15 protein-coding genes and 1 tRNA gene are annotated in these 14,855 nt (G+C 28.7%); 10 read left to right on the plus strand and 6 right to left on the minus strand.

Going from position 1 to position 14,855, the window contains the following annotated elements; genetic code table 11:
* Nucleotides 1-55: 55 nt before the first annotated feature.
* From C7N41_RS03810 to C7N41_RS03825, 4 genes are all read right to left on the minus strand, one after another.
* A complete protein-coding gene (locus C7N41_RS03810) occupies nucleotides 56-862 on the minus strand; it encodes a manganese catalase family protein (protein WP_105964399.1) in 807 nt (268 codons plus the stop codon).
* Between the two features lie 429 nt (nucleotides 863-1,291).
* Nucleotides 1,292-2,452, minus strand: a complete 1,161-nt coding sequence (locus tag C7N41_RS03815) for a tyrosine-type recombinase/integrase (protein ID WP_105964400.1) — start codon at nucleotides 2,450-2,452, stop codon at nucleotides 1,292-1,294.
* Between the two features lie 48 nt (nucleotides 2,453-2,500).
* Complete coding sequence (locus C7N41_RS03820) at nucleotides 2,501-2,689, minus strand: hypothetical protein (protein ID WP_105964401.1); 189 nt, start codon at nucleotides 2,687-2,689, stop codon at nucleotides 2,501-2,503.
* An 8-nt stretch (nucleotides 2,690-2,697) separates the two neighbouring features.
* Nucleotides 2,698-3,123, minus strand: a complete 426-nt coding sequence (locus C7N41_RS03825) for a helix-turn-helix domain-containing protein (RefSeq protein ID WP_105964402.1) — start codon at nucleotides 3,121-3,123, stop codon at nucleotides 2,698-2,700.
* A gap of 177 nt (nucleotides 3,124-3,300) precedes the next feature.
* Here C7N41_RS03825 and C7N41_RS03830 point away from each other — a divergent pair, with 177 nt between their 5' ends.
* The 9 genes from C7N41_RS03830 to C7N41_RS03870 all read left to right on the plus strand — a co-directional run bounded on the left by C7N41_RS03830 (nucleotide 3,301) and on the right by C7N41_RS03870 (nucleotide 11,037).
* Entirely contained in the window at nucleotides 3,301-3,474 is a 174-nt protein-coding gene (locus C7N41_RS03830; RefSeq protein ID WP_140935001.1) for a DNA-binding protein, read from the plus strand.
* Nucleotides 3,475-3,476: 2 nt separating this feature from the next.
* A complete protein-coding gene (locus tag C7N41_RS03835; protein WP_105964404.1) occupies nucleotides 3,477-3,746 on the plus strand; it encodes a hypothetical protein in 270 nt (89 codons plus the stop codon).
* Between the two features lie 172 nt (nucleotides 3,747-3,918).
* Entirely contained in the window at nucleotides 3,919-4,599 is a 681-nt protein-coding gene (locus C7N41_RS03840) for a Rha family transcriptional regulator (protein ID WP_105964405.1), read from the plus strand.
* Between the two features lie 128 nt (nucleotides 4,600-4,727).
* Nucleotides 4,728-4,931 carry a hypothetical protein gene (locus tag C7N41_RS03845; protein WP_105964406.1) on the plus strand — a complete coding sequence of 68 codons (204 nt, stop codon included), beginning with the start codon at nucleotides 4,728-4,730 and terminating at the stop codon, nucleotides 4,929-4,931.
* A 13-nt stretch (nucleotides 4,932-4,944) separates the two neighbouring features.
* A complete protein-coding gene (locus C7N41_RS03850) occupies nucleotides 4,945-7,269 on the plus strand; it encodes a phage/plasmid primase, P4 family (RefSeq protein WP_105964407.1) in 2,325 nt (774 codons plus the stop codon).
* A gap of 516 nt (nucleotides 7,270-7,785) precedes the next feature.
* A complete protein-coding gene (locus C7N41_RS03855) occupies nucleotides 7,786-7,968 on the plus strand; it encodes a hypothetical protein (RefSeq protein ID WP_105964408.1) in 183 nt (60 codons plus the stop codon).
* Between the two features lie 956 nt (nucleotides 7,969-8,924).
* The gene (locus tag C7N41_RS03860) at nucleotides 8,925-9,167 is read left to right on the plus strand and encodes a hypothetical protein (RefSeq protein WP_105964409.1); all 243 of its coding nucleotides are present in this window, start codon (nucleotides 8,925-8,927) and stop codon (nucleotides 9,165-9,167) included.
* Nucleotides 9,168-9,712: 545 nt separating this feature from the next.
* Entirely contained in the window at nucleotides 9,713-10,162 is a 450-nt protein-coding gene (locus C7N41_RS03865; RefSeq protein ID WP_225362859.1) for a Panacea domain-containing protein, read from the plus strand.
* Nucleotides 10,163-10,167: 5 nt separating this feature from the next.
* A complete protein-coding gene (locus tag C7N41_RS03870; protein ID WP_105964410.1) occupies nucleotides 10,168-11,037 on the plus strand; it encodes a hypothetical protein in 870 nt (289 codons plus the stop codon).
* 1,303 nt (nucleotides 11,038-12,340) lie between these two features.
* Here the strand turns inward: C7N41_RS03870 and C7N41_RS03875 are convergent.
* Together C7N41_RS03875 and C7N41_RS03880 are read right to left on the minus strand one after the other, a co-directional pair.
* Nucleotides 12,341-13,471 (minus strand): cation:proton antiporter, encoded by a 1,131-nt coding sequence (locus tag C7N41_RS03875; protein ID WP_105964411.1) that lies wholly within the window; start codon nucleotides 13,469-13,471, stop codon nucleotides 12,341-12,343.
* Between the two features lie 318 nt (nucleotides 13,472-13,789).
* A tRNA-Lys gene (locus C7N41_RS03880) sits at nucleotides 13,790-13,862 on the minus strand.
* Between the two features lie 257 nt (nucleotides 13,863-14,119).
* Here C7N41_RS03880 and yycF point away from each other — a divergent pair.
* A complete protein-coding gene (gene yycF, locus C7N41_RS03885) occupies nucleotides 14,120-14,827 on the plus strand; it encodes a response regulator YycF (protein ID WP_105964412.1) in 708 nt (235 codons plus the stop codon).
* Nucleotides 14,828-14,855 lie beyond the last annotated feature (28 nt).

The following is a 14,855-nucleotide window of genomic DNA, read 5'->3' on the forward strand; positions in this document are numbered from 1 at the left end:
ATGAGTCCTTTTAGTTATTAAAAATTATATTAGATTACTTATTGTGAAAAAGTGTTTAACCTTGATCGTTATGAAGACGTTTGTCTGCAGGTTTAGTTTTTGGAATACCACCCATAGCTTCTGGGTTTTCTTGATAAGTGAATTTTTCACCATCTTTAGCAGTTTGGCCTTCAAATGCACGTGAACCGGTTCCATCAGAGAAATTCATTAATACATGTGCAAATTCATCATGTTCAATGTCCTTCATATCACCAGGAACAACGACACCATATTTTTCTTCTAATTCTTCTTGAGCTTTCATAAATTGTAATTGATGTTGAGTTTCACGAGCTAACAAGAATTTTAGCATGTCGCGAACCCCTTCATCTTCGGTCATATAGTACAAACGACTTACTTGTAATCTAGCTTCTGATTCACGAACAACATTAAATCGCATATCGGCAACTAAATTTCCACTTGAAGTGGTGTAGCCTGCATTCCAGGCACCACCATTAGGATTATTTAAGCTAGCTGTCATTCCATGAACAATTGAATGTTCTGGATCCATACCTGCATATTTTGCAGCTAATGAAGGATCTTTCTTCAAATCTTCTTCACTAGGATTTAAAGGAGCATCTTCTAAAAGATAAGCAATCATGGTAGAAATCATTTCTACGTGGGCCATTTCTTCTGTTCCTGTATCTAATAGTAGGTCTTTATATTTTTCGTCACCAGTAGATGACCAACCTTGTGATAAATAGGACATCATTCCAGTTACTTCACCCCATTGACCACCAAGTGATTCTTGTAATCTACGAGCCATTAATGGATCAGGTCTATCTGGCTTAGCATTATATTGTAATTTACGAGTGTGTTTAAACATAAAAATCTTTCTCCTTTTGAATGCTGAGAAAATGAAGCAATTAAATATGATGAAATACAAAGATTATGTATCACTTAATATATAATTTTCAGATCTCTTGTGATAAATGCTATAAATCTGCAATAACAACGTTGTTTTATATAATTATATCTTGCACGATTTAATATACCACGACTAAAAATTGTAGTCTAATATAATGACTTTTAAATTTTCATAAAAAATTTTATGCTTATTATTTTGCATGAGAAGGATCGAATAAATATATTTGTAAACAAAAAAAGCAATTCCTAAAAAGGAATTGCTTTTTATCAGTTATGGGCAGTCAGGGTTTTGAATACTGAAAATCACTAAATGCCTATAACACGCTATTTATATAGGGTATAACAATCATTATTATACTAAGCGGTTACCATATTGGTTACCATTGGTCTAAAAATCAAGGTAATTCACCAATTTATTAACCGCATTTTTATTTTGCTGTTTAGTAACATGTGTATAAATATTCATAGTAGTTTGTACATCTTCATGACCTAATCTTTCTTGTACTTCTTTGATACTTGCACCAGAAGCGAATAGTGCAGAAGCATGTGTATGCCTAAAACCATGAACAGTTATTTTTTGTAAATTATTATGTGTAATTATCTTATTTAGCCACTTAGCTGGTGTATTTAAACATTTATGCTTATTATTGTTAGTGGCAAATATTAACTGTGACTTTTTGAAGGTATTAAAACCAAGCATTAAATAGATTCTTTTTTGTTTAACACGCCATTCTTTTAAATAATTGATAGTCAATTTATCTAGAATAATTGTACGGCGTCCTTTTCTAGTCTTAGGGGCTTGCACAATTTGTTTGCCCTTAATACCTTGCGTGAGCGTTTTATTAATTCTAAGTGTCATATCATTAAAATTAATATCGTCCCAAGTTAGTGCTAAACATTCACCACGTCTTAAACCAGCAAATGCTAAAACTCTGAATAAAGTATATTTTTCAAGTTCTCTATTCGGATCAATACATTTAAAGAATTGCATTAATTGGTTTTTATCCCAGAAATTTAAAGGCTTATCACCTTTTTCATCTTGTTTCTTAGGGATGCTAATTAACTTACAAGGGTTAGAATCATAATTACGGTTAATATAACCTTCCTTAATGGCATAATCGAATACCATAGAAGTATAATGAAACCACTTAGTAAACGTACTAGGAGCAATTTTAAACCATTTATTTACGGCTCTTTGTACATCATTAATCTTGATTGTCCGTATTCTCTTATTACCAAAAGCAGGCAAAATATGATTTTGAAACATGCCATTAGTACGTGCATAAGTAGATTCTCTAACCGTATTAATATATGCTTGATACCATTGATTATAAACTTCATTAAATTTAATATTATTTTCTTTTTTAATGCCACCTTGTGCAACTTCAAGTTCTAGTCTTGAAGCTTCTAGGGTGGCTTCTTTTTTGCTCTTAAAGCCACGTCTATGAATTCTCTTAGGTTTACCTGTTTGTTTATCCAAACCACCATACAAGAAAATTGTATAACGTTTATCGCCATTTTTAGTTGTGTAACTTTTTATACTTGCCATTATCTTTCATCCCTTAATAATGCCATGTGGGGCGGTATGTATTAAAGGTTATTTATCTTTATTTTTATCTAATTTTTTGATGTATTTGTATACACATTCTAGTGTTTTTAAATCGGATTTATCTACAAAGCTTTTTATATAATCTAGCATAACTGTAATTTTTTGAAAATCTTCTAATGATTCAAAATGATCTAAGTTGCCAAATATCATTCTAGGGCTAATATTTAAGACCTGCATAATATCTTCTAAATATCCAATCTTTGTATAAGCAAATCCCTTTTTCTTGTGTCTATAAAGCGTTGAAACTGAAGTTTTAGTTTTTTTGCTAATTCTTTGGAAGACATTTTAAGTTCTTTTTGTCTATTATTTATTATATTAGTAAGTCTTATATTCGATTTTTCAGTGTTTTTGTTCATTTCTATTCTATTATCTATTTTGTTATCTTCTTCTACATCACCATTTAATAAATAAAAAATAGAAGTTTGACCTATTTTTGCGATTATTTTAAGCCTTTCCTTATTAGGTAGGTTTCTATCATGCTCCCAATTGTTTATAGTTCCCTTGCTTATTTTATTAGTCTGTTCTTTTTTATTTATGCTTTCTGCAAATTTACTTTGTGTCATTCCTTTTGATAATCTTATCTTTTTTATTCTATTTCCAGTACTGTTCATAATCTACCCCTTAAATGTTAATTTATTGATATTATATAACAAATTGAATTGTAAAGAAAAGTATTGAAAAAAGATGACATATGTATTAGTATTGTTTTGTAAAGAAATTTGATGATTTCTTTTTTTATTTTTAGCTTTTAGTAAAGAAAAGTATAGAGAGGTGATTATTTGAGACTTATGAATTATAAACAGGCATTGAATTATTTTGACATCAGTTCTTACAATACTTTGTACAAGTATATTGAAAACGGTTTGTCTGTTACTAAAATTGGAAATAAGAAATTTATAGATAAAATTCAAGCAGAAAAATTTATATCTGAACATACTTTTAAAATTAAAAAGGAAGTGTAAATATGCAGGTTCAACTACCGAAGGAACAAGAACAAGCCTTATATAAACATGTAAGTGATGTATTGAGTAAAGCGATTGATAATGTGGAAAATAAAGCCAATCTCAATACACCATGGATTAAGGGAAAGAAACAAGCTTGTAAGTGGTTAAATGTTAGTCCACAATCACTAAACAAACTAATGACTAGAGGCTTACCAGTACATTATTTAGACGATATGGGAATATGTTTCTTTAACAAACGTGAAGTTACTAAGTATTTACTAGAACAATAAAATTTATTGCCGTGTGGGGCGGAAAATACTTATAACATAGCAAAATAAAAAGTCCATATATAAATATGAACTTGAAAGGGGATGATATATGAAAGGGGATGATATATGAAAGGGGATGATATATGAAAGTTTATGATTGTTTCAATTAATCTATAAATAGGAGTTGATAATTATGTATGATCTATTAAATACTGGTTTAGTATTCACACAATCAGAAAATGAAAATGATACACCAATAACAACTAATTATGTAATTTCTGAATATGCAAGAATTAAGGTACATGCTGTTAATCAATTAATAAGAAGATACAAATCAGAAATGAAATCATTAGGATTAAACGCACGTGAAGTGCCTAAAGTAATTGAAAAAAATACCAATGGAAGACCTAAAATAACTTATTTGTTAAATGAAAAACAATCAGTCTTTATAATCGCACTTTTAAGAAATACTAAACCTGTTGTTAAGTTTAAAAGAAATTTAGCTAGTGCTTTTGTTGAAGCCAAGAGTTTATTAAATACAAGACAAATAACACATGCTAATAGTAAGCCAATAACTAAGACTTTAGGGCAAGCAATACAAGATAATCCTAATATTACTAATAAGTTTGCTTATAGTACCTTTAATAAGCTGATATATAAACATGCTTTAGGCATTAACACCAATCAATTAAGAAAGACTAAAGGCATCCCTAAACATGATGTAATTAGTTATTATTTGAATGTTGATGAGCAACAAGAACTAAATAAAATTAAGCGTTTGGTTATCTCATTGTTAGATATGAACTTAGATTATCAAACAATTAAGCAAACACTTGAAAATTTACCAAGTAATCAATTACAAGGAAGTAAATAACATGATAAATAAGGGTATAAAAAAAGACTGCTACTCGCCAAAGTACCGCAGTCTTGTGAGCCTAGCAAAGGGCTTTTTATACCCTTTTATTATATCAAAAATACAAATTTAATAAAGGGGTTAGCAATATGCAACAAGTAATTAAATTAGCCGATAGCAACTGGAACAAGCGTTTAGGGATGAATGAAAAAGTTATTATAAATTATCTATGTACTGATCCAATTACACTACTTAAGGTTATTGATATGTTGAAATATCCTAATTTATTGAAGTACAAACATAACAATAAAGTCTATACAGGTATTGAAGTAATTAATGTACTTAAAAGATAGGTGGTGAATTATTTTGATTAATACAAAGCTAAATAATTGGCAATATATTCAAGAATTGGCTGATAAGGGTATCTGTATGTATCCTTTGCGTAAAGGTACTAAAAAAGCTGTTTTTAAAGGTTCTTTGATAGAGCAAGCAACAGATGATATAGAAACATTAAAGAAAAAGTTTAAACCCAATGAGCAAGGTAAATTAGCCTATGATGTTGCTATATCTCCTATAAAAAGCAATTTAATAATAGTTGATATTGATAATCATATTAAAACAGATAGTGAAGATTCATCTAAAAATACACCAATTAATAGGTCTACAGGTAAACCTCATAAATATGGTACTGAGTGGATAAGTAAACAAACTAATAATGGCAATTTAATGCAATCTAAGGTCATGGAAATAACACCTAATAATGGGGTACATCATTTTTACATTAACGATTTGGATATTGATATTAAAGACGGCACACATATAGATTCTAATAACTCGATTGAACTAAAAACACAATCAACAACTATTTATCCTAGTGATAATTATAAACAAGTAAAAAGCCTTGCTACAACAGATATTGGAATAATGCCTAAATGGCTTAAAGACTATATTAAAAGTGCTGTAAGTAGTAAAAATAAGCCAATACCAAGGCATTCTAATGTTAATCAACGAGCAGTGGAATGGGTTATCAATTTAAATGATACTTTATTAAATGGTATTGAACAAGGTAATCGAAATAATAAAATGGCAAGCATTACGGGCTATCTATATGCTACTGGTGCAAGTGATGAAAAAGTGCATACATGGTTATCGCATATTAATAATAATTATGTTAATCCACCTTTGAAACAATCAGAGTTAAATAAAATCTATAAGAGCGTTTCTAAACGTGAACATGGAACAATTATAGCAAGACCATTTAAAAGTACTCTAAATGCTAAAAATGAAGCTAATAAATGGATGAATGAGCATAAAGATGTTAAAAGATTACCATACTTACAAGGTGCCGAGATTATGCTTAAACATTTTCACTTTGTTAGATTTTCAATGAATGAGAATGAAAGAATTGCTGTGTATGTGGATGATTCTAATAATAGTTTATATGGCTTATATACTCAAAATTATGACTATATTAAACGTTTAATAAATGCTATGTATCCAATATACAACATTAAGGGAATTAATGAAGTTTTAAATAAAATTGAAATGCTAGTAACTAATGTAAAGCATCCCGAAAGAACTAAATATTTAATACCAGTTGGCAATGGAGTATTTAATTTAAAGACTAAACGATTAGATCCATACACGCCTAATTATGTGTTTTCTAGTAAAGTTAGCACTAATTATAATAATAAATATCAAGATGATAAAAACATCCCTAAAATAGGAAATTGGAACTTAGATAATTGGTTGCAAGATTTAAGTAAAGATGAAACTGGCAATATTAACAACCAATTAGTTAAACTATTATGGCAAGTTATTGCTGATTCTTTGAATGGTAATTATACTCGCAGAAAAGCCATATTATTGAACTCTGAGCATGGTAGTAGTGGTAAAGGTACATTTCAAAGCCTTATCACGAACTTAGTGGGAGAATGCAATGTAGCCACTTTAAAAGTAAATGAATTTAGTGATAGGTTTTCAATGGCTCGTTTAGTTGGAAAGTCTGTATGTATAGGGGATGATAACCCCAATGGCTATATTAAGGATAGCAGTAACTTCAATAGTGTGATTACTGGAGATGTTATTAATGTTGAATACAAAGGTAAAGACAGCTTTACAGCACAACTAACGCCGACTGTCATTCAGTCCTTTAATGGATTGCCACATTTTAGCAATAAAGGCGGTACTTATCGAAGAATGTTAATTGTTCCCTTTAAACAGCACTATCAAGGTAATACAGATAATTGGAAGATTAAAGACGTATATTTAAAGAGAAAAGATGTTTTAGAATATACATTATATAAAGCATTAAATGAATACTCTGATTTTGAAAAGTTTGATATGCCAGATGTTTCTAACAATGCTTTGAATGAGTTTGAAAAAGAAAATGATCCAATTAAAGAATTTGTAGATGATGAGTTTATTAAATGGGATGTTCCTAAAATAACCACACAGGCATTATATAAAGCATATACAAGGTACTGTAAGGATAATGGTTATTCTAGTTCGTCTAAAGGACGTTTTATACGTAGAGTTAATACTTTATTACCTGATTATAATACAGGAGTATCCAGAATTAGCTCTGAAGATTTTAAAAAATTGTATAAAGTATACAGTGAAAACAATTTATTATCAGAAATAGACTTAAGAAATAAAGGTAAATCTTCAAGGTGTTTATTTAGATTATAGGTTATGTATGCTTTTTATATGATAAATATATTTAATGTTACGGTTTATGTTACGGTTTCGTATAAAAACATAACAAGTTGTATAAATGCCTATATATTAGTTTTCTTAGACTAAAAAGCTTATTTGAATGTTACACTTTAAAAATAAAAGCGTAACGTTGATAATTACTTTAGTGTCAATACTTTATCTTATGTATGTTACGTTTGTTACGCTTTTATATAACTTCTTCGTGCGTAAGAGCATTAAAAAATAAAATAATAAATAAATATATATAATAAGGAAATTAAAATAAACCGTAACAAGCGTAACACATTGCCTATAAAGGCTGATTTATAAACTCTTATGGATGTTACACATTAAAAAATAGAACCGTAACAAGCATAACAAATTATATATTATAAAATGTTATAAATACTGTTAGACAGGCACTTATATGACTAAACATAAACCGTAACATCATACTTAAAAAGCGTAACATTAAGTATTCCGCTAAATTAAAAAACAGGTGTTATAACAATGGAAAATAACAAAGAAACTACTAAATATATTATTAATGCAGGGACCTATGAAAGTTTAAAGTATATGATGATTGATTTTATGGACGATACACCAGATATTAATGGTTCATGTATTGCTAGAAAATGTGATATTAATGCTTTAATTGATGAAATTGATAAAACACGAGTTAAAACTATGTAGTTAATACAAGCTATCCATTTATTTGGATAGCTTTTTATTTTGTCTTATTTTTTTATATTAGAAATGTAAATTATCATAAACGATATATTTTTGATTATAAATGTAACATATTAGGTTATGGGTGTAACACATTGTAACGGTGTAACAGTCAATTGAATGATAGGAATTGATAAGGTAATTTAGTTTATGTAAATGTGGATCATGTAGTTAAGATTTATTGAGAATTGCTAGGAAATGCTAGAGTAAAATGTTAAGAAATGTTAAGAATAAAATACTAAGAAATACTAAGGTAAATGAATCTATATTTATCAAGATTATGTAACCATGTAAGTGCAAGAAATGCTAAGAATTGCTAAGTTATAAATGCTTGCAAATGCTAACATGAATGTTGAGAATTGTTGAGGTTGTGAGCGTCTAAATTGATTGCTAATGATAACCTAAAACGTTGCAACCGTTGCACCTATAAAAGTAAAAAGGTTGCACCTATGGTTGCATACAAAATTAAAAAAGTATGCATACTATGTTGGAAATTTTTATAGTACTGTTTCCAGTATCGTTTCCAATTTTGTTCACACTTGTTCACGGTATTGTTCACACTTGTTCACGGTATTGTTCACACCTAAAATACTCAGATTTACTCAGTATAATTACTCGCATTTACTGGCATTATATTTAGTTTAATTTGATAAGAATTGATAAGATATTATAATATTTAAGTTCCATTTGAAAAAGCAGCTTAATTATTAAAACCTGTAAAAACATGAAAAAAGTTGAACTTTTATTAATATAATTACATAGTTAAGTCTTGTTGTTGCCTATATGAAAGTATTAGCAAGAATCTTTGTTTGTTTTATTTGGCTAAAATGTTCAACTTTTAAGTCATATTTTGTCAGGTTTTCTATGCTTTACCGAAATACTAATTCATGTATAATCTTGTTATAAAGGAGTTGCTTTTTATGAGAATTAATAGCAAAAATGTTTCTAATATTTTTACTTCTGTTTTATTTGTTCAATTTATGATAATGTTTACTAGTTTACATATTATTATGGGGTCGATTGTTGCACTTATAACTGTTGGATCAATGATTTTAAAGAGAACTGTTGTAGACGAAAATGGTAGTAATCGAGCATATTTTATTTTTAATGCTTTTATGGTGGTATATTCTTTATTATGTTTGATATATCTAATTTTTAATTAGCAAATACATAATTAGTATTATGTCGTTATTACTTATATGGGTGTGTCCAAAATTGGCTGATCCCATTAATTAGAGAACACAAAATTTCGTTTTCATATGGTTGTCATTTGGTTGCCATTGGGTTTATGTAATTTAGATAAAGCGGTTTCGGTAAAAAACCGAAAGCCATTGATATTAGTATTTTAAATAGGTTAGCCGAAAAATCGGCTACCATGCATGGGGCTGGCTGAAAATTAAGCCAACTTATATGTATTAATTACGGTAGCACAAAATTGTGCCACCGTAATCGCCAAAATAGACGATAACATTTAAACATTGTTATATTAGAATTTAAGTGTGTATCAACATAATTTTTTAAACCATTTTTTCTGTTTTTAATAATATTGTACTTTTTTACAAATATTTAATAATTTTGTTAATTTCAATATTATAATTGTATTATTTCCTTTTAATTTTTTTATAATTGTAATTAACTTATAGATATATATATGTTATATTTGGTTACTGAAAGATTAATATGTCTTTTTTAGAAAGGGTGATGTTTTATGAATAATACACCACAATTAAATATGTTTTCTTTTGCCAAACATATAATAGAAACTGCACATGAAAACAGTCTAAATATCACTAACCTTCAATTACAAAAGGTAATGTATTTTACTTTGCAATATGCATTAAGATATCACTTGTTAGACGATGATTTTGTTAGAAATATGTACGACGAAAAGTTTTTAGTTTGGAGATATGGACCTGTTGAAAAAAGTATATATGAAGAATATAAAATATATGGTTCCGATCCAATAACTGATGAATATGAAACACTTGAACCTTTAAACAAATTAAATAGTAAAATTATAGAGCTTATAAAAGATAATCCTTTTAAACTTGTCAGAGAGTCACATAGCGAGCCTTTTTGGCAAAAAAACGAGCAATATATTGATGGTTGGAGAAGTACAAAAGCATATAATTTAGAAAATGTAGCTTCAGGAGAATAATAAAAATGTCCTCAGAAATAACATCCTGTTCAGCTATCGACTACTTGAATGATGACGCTGATAAACAAAAATTTGTTGACAAGATTGAATCAATTGTAAAAAAGTTTGAAAATAAAGAATATGGTGACATTTTATCTAATGATAATGAATCTTTTCATAATGACTTTAATGAATTATTAGAAGTAACTAAAAAAATAAAAAGTCAGTTAGTTCCTTATTCCCAAGTTACTAGGATAATGTATAAATTTTATTCAGACAATACTGATGGATCCGATATACTAGTTATGCTGTTTAGTAGTGAAATCGAAAAAAGTATAAAAGAATGTAACGATAAATATATACTTTACTATCACGAAATATTGATAAAATGTGTAGAACATATGAAACTTGCTTTTAAGCAAATGGATAGTTTATATTACAAGCAGCAATCCAAGCTAGATTATCAAAAACAACAGATAGATAAACAAGAAAAAAATTTAGAAAAATATTTAAAAACAATAAAGAAAACAAAGAAAAAATTGAAAAAAGTTTATAAAATGAAAGACAATATTTACATTCAATTTGTTTCTATATTAAGTATTTTTTCAGCTATCATATTTTCTTTGTTTAGTGCTGCAAAGATGGTTACTACTTCTTTTTCACAACTATCAAATAATGTTCCAGTACACAGAATAATGATGTTTACTTCTTTAACGGGGATGGCTATTTTGTCCATTATATTTTTGCTGTTAAAATTTGTGGCTACATTAGCAGATAAAGAAGTTGATAAGCCATTAAAAATATCTAAATTTACTATTAAGTGTCCAACTTATACTATTGGTATGTTAATATTATTGCTTATTTTTGTTCTTACCTCAATATATGATAAATTATGATAAAGGTTGATTTAAATATAATTACTTCATTGAAGCAATTATATTAATATTGAAATAAAAATAATAAATGACATATATATAGCCATTTTATATGAGTATCTTCATAATTGAAGATGCTCTTTTTTTATCGTTACGGACTTATTTGTCCTTTACGTAATAGTTGCAACCATTGCATACATAAAAAGGTGATAATAGGTGATTAAGATTTAATATAATTGTGTTTCATTTTGCTACGGTATTGCCTTAGTAACGGCATTTAGTAGTGCATGCATTAAATATATTTGTGCAACCATGTATGCAACCTTTGCATACGTAGAAATGGTAAAAATGTCTAGTTAATTAGCAACTGCCTAAAATGGGAATGTGGTATCTAGGTGCCAAAATACCAACCAGCTTATTATGGATCGTTGTATATTTAAGTGGTACGCAATTTGGAGACCCCTTAGAAATTGATTTGTAATCCTCAAAAATGTGGAATATGAGGGCTTCATGAATCATTACATTCTTTAAAAGGGGTCGGTAGTTTACCGATACCTACATAATTAAATGAATGAGGTACCAAAGCAGTACACCATTGATAACATTTAAATACAAAGTAGGGGGGTGCCGAATCGCCACCCCAGATAATATAAAGGGCTGTTTAACTTAAACACTCCTGTAAAATAAAAAAGCCACTGATAATTAAATCAGTAGCTAATAATGAATCAGAAATGTATAGATTATGTTGAATAGCATGAGTATACGCCTATAAATAAACATATTGGTGGTACTTGTTTATAATCTTTATATTTCCCAACGCAAAATTGCGTCCGTTGCGTGTTTCCGAAATATTGGAGCCACGTATATGTTTAATGCTGCGTACCCAAATTAGGTATGCAGGTCATAAATAAGAGTTACTTGTATATGTTTAACGCTAATATGCTGAAAACTTAGCATCATAGTATTTTCCATACACTATAACCAGCTCATAATTGAGCCCGAACCACTATTGGTTTGGTTGACCCTAAAACAGGTCAGGATAATTATAATAACGCTTAGGGCTTATATATTTAGTTTTCCCAAAATTGGATAATCAGACAACCACGCATTTTTGAGAAACCTAAACTAGAACTATCACGGGGTATGCGCAAAATTGAGCAGACCTATTTAAGTAATGATCTAACAATTAGTTCATATTGACCCAATGTAATATCACGGCTAATAATTGAGCTTTGATATATTTAATATAATTGGCTTCTCAAATTATTGGAGAAGCGTATTTAGGTTTCTTAAATTAGGGATACTATAAATGGAGATATATTATTTATTTTTTTAAACCTAATTTAATCATAATAGGAGCAATTATTGTTGTTAGAACAATCGATAAGATAATAATAGAGTATAAATTAGTTGAAATTAAATTGGCACTTATTCCAATTTGTGCAATTATCAATGACATTTCACCTCTGGATATCATGCCAAATCCTACTATATTGGAGTCATTTGTTGATACCTTATAAGCTTTAGCACCTATAAAGCTACCTAACCATTTAGTTAATAAGGCTAGAATAGTTATCACTATAAGAATGCTTAAATTATCTAAAATTCCGTTAAATTTGATTCCTAACCCTATGGATACAAAAAATATTGGAATGAAAGTAGAATAGCCAACATAGCTTACAATGGAATTAATTTCTTTTTTATTATTATTTTGTGCTAATGATAGTCCTGCAAAGAAAGCACCTAATACTGTACTCAAATGTGCCAATTCAGCTAAATATGCCATACCTATACTTAAAGAAATAACTATTATTGGCATTGCTTCAATATTGAATGCTTTTTTTGAATATTTAATTATTAAATTACCCAACCATTTTACTAAGATATAAATTAATATAAAGTATGATATTTGAAAAATAGAGTTGATTAATAAATTATTACCACTTTCAGAAGTTAATGATGTAAAGAAGCTTAAAATAATGATTGACAATACATCATCGATTATTGCGGAACCTATTATAATCGATCCAGCTAACGAATCCAGCTTTTTATATTCTTTTAGAACTTCAACTGTTATAGATACCGAAGTTGCTGAAAAAATAATACCTAAAAATATTGCATTCTTAAAGTCTTGTTTCAGTATCACACCGTATAAAGAAAAAGTAATCATGGGAATTAAAATTCCCATTATAGCAACTAGAAAAGATGGCTTTAAATACTTTTTTAATTTGTTAATGTCACATTCTAGTCCAGCCATAAACATCAATAATATAACTCCAAGTTCACTAGAGACGGTTATTAATTCATTGGAATGCACTATATTTAAAATAGCGGGTCCTAAAATTATTCCTGCTAATATTTGTCCAACTACATTCGGCAGACCAATCGCAGTGCTTAAACGTCCCATTATCAATGATGTTATTAATATTAAAAACAAAACACCTAAAACTTCCATAGCTTTCTACCTCCAAAAAAAGAGAGTTTGCCACCTAAAATGACAAACTCCTCTAAATGAAATTATTTAATTTAAATACATAATATAACAAAAAATGCTGTTATTCAACAAAATACATTTTGTAAATAAAAAAGCCACTCAAAAGAGTAGCTTAGTCATCCCGTCCCACACTTACATATATTTATGATAAATTAGTGGTTACCATAACGGTTACCATTTAATTCTATTTTATTAATTTATATAACTATGTTAGATAAACAAAAAAAGCCATCATAACAAGATTTTATAACCTTATTACAATAGCTTTTATACCAGTTATGGGCAGTCAGGGGCTCGAACCCTGGACCCACGGATTAAGAGTCCGTTGCTCTACCAACTGAGCTAACTGCCCAAATAATTATTAAGTCGTTATTAACTCAACAAATAATATAATATCATTTAGAAAATATTTTGACAAGCCTTTTTATAAAAAATATTACAAATATTTAAAAACTATTAAATTTAGCCATCATAAGATTGCCTATGAAGAAATGAGTTGGTCTTGCGTGTTATAATAATAATGGTTAATTAATATTAGCCCAAGTAAACTTAAAATAAAAATAATAAACTTAAAATGTAAAGTATTCTTGTAAAAGGAGAGTATTATTTATGACAAAAATTTTAGTAGTAGATGACGAAAAACCGATAACTGATATTGAAAAATTTAATTTAGAAAAAGAGGGCTATGAAGTTTCTGTTGCCTATGATGGTGAAGAAGCTATTCAAAAAGTCGAAGACGATACACCAGATCTAATTATTTTGGACTTAATGTTACCTAAAGTCGATGGATTAGAAGTAGCCAGAGAAGTTAGAAAAAATCATGATATGCCAATTATTATGGTAACTGCCAAAGATTCTGAACTAGATAAAGTTCTTGGTTTGGAATTAGGTGCTGATGATTATGTTACTAAACCATTTTCTAACCGTGAATTAGTTGCCCGTGTAAAAGCTAATCTAAGAAGACAATCTAGCAATGATAATGCGCAAGCCCAAGATGATGAAAATAAAGACATTAAAATTGGTGATTTAGTAATTCATCCAGAAGCTTACACCGTAAGTAAACGCGGCGAAAACATTGAATTAACTCATCGTGAATTTGAATTACTTCATTATTTAGCCCAACATATTGGACAAGTTATGACTCGTGAACACCTATTACAAACTGTTTGGGGCTATGATTACTTTGGTGATGTTAGAACAGTTGATGTGACAGTTCGTCGATTAAGAGAAAAGATTGAAGATAGTCCTAGTCATCCAATTTGGTTGATTACTAGACGTGGTGTTGGCTACTACTTAAGAAATTCAGAAAATGAATAGTTTATTAACTATTCAATAAGGAGTATTT

The organism is Apilactobacillus micheneri (genome assembly GCF_002993975.1).
GTDB lineage: Bacteria > Bacillota > Bacilli > Lactobacillales > Lactobacillaceae > Apilactobacillus > Apilactobacillus micheneri.

Coding starts and splice junctions, on each gene's coding strand:
- C7N41_RS03810 (WP_105964399.1), bottom strand. CDS start 862: ATGTTTAAACACACTCGTAAATTACAATATAATGCTAAGCCAGATAGA.
- C7N41_RS03815 (WP_105964400.1), bottom strand. CDS start 2,452: ATGGCAAGTATAAAAAGTTACACAACTAAAAATGGCGATAAACGTTAT.
- C7N41_RS03820 (WP_105964401.1), bottom strand. CDS start 2,689: ATGCAGGTCTTAAATATTAGCCCTAGAATGATATTTGGCAACTTAGAT.
- C7N41_RS03825 (WP_105964402.1), bottom strand. CDS start 3,123: ATGAACAGTACTGGAAATAGAATAAAAAAGATAAGATTATCAAAAGGA.
- C7N41_RS03830 (WP_140935001.1), top strand. CDS start 3,301: ATGAATTATAAACAGGCATTGAATTATTTTGACATCAGTTCTTACAAT.
- C7N41_RS03835 (WP_105964404.1), top strand. CDS start 3,477: ATGCAGGTTCAACTACCGAAGGAACAAGAACAAGCCTTATATAAACAT.
- C7N41_RS03840 (WP_105964405.1), top strand. CDS start 3,919: ATGTATGATCTATTAAATACTGGTTTAGTATTCACACAATCAGAAAAT.
- C7N41_RS03845 (WP_105964406.1), top strand. CDS start 4,728: ATGCAACAAGTAATTAAATTAGCCGATAGCAACTGGAACAAGCGTTTA.
- C7N41_RS03855 (WP_105964408.1), top strand. CDS start 7,786: ATGGAAAATAACAAAGAAACTACTAAATATATTATTAATGCAGGGACC.
- C7N41_RS03860 (WP_105964409.1), top strand. CDS start 8,925: ATGAGAATTAATAGCAAAAATGTTTCTAATATTTTTACTTCTGTTTTA.
- C7N41_RS03865 (WP_225362859.1), top strand. CDS start 9,713: ATGAATAATACACCACAATTAAATATGTTTTCTTTTGCCAAACATATA.
- C7N41_RS03870 (WP_105964410.1), top strand. CDS start 10,168: ATGTCCTCAGAAATAACATCCTGTTCAGCTATCGACTACTTGAATGAT.
- C7N41_RS03875 (WP_105964411.1), bottom strand. CDS start 13,471: ATGGAAGTTTTAGGTGTTTTGTTTTTAATATTAATAACATCATTGATA.
- yycF (WP_105964412.1), top strand. CDS start 14,120: ATGACAAAAATTTTAGTAGTAGATGACGAAAAACCGATAACTGATATT.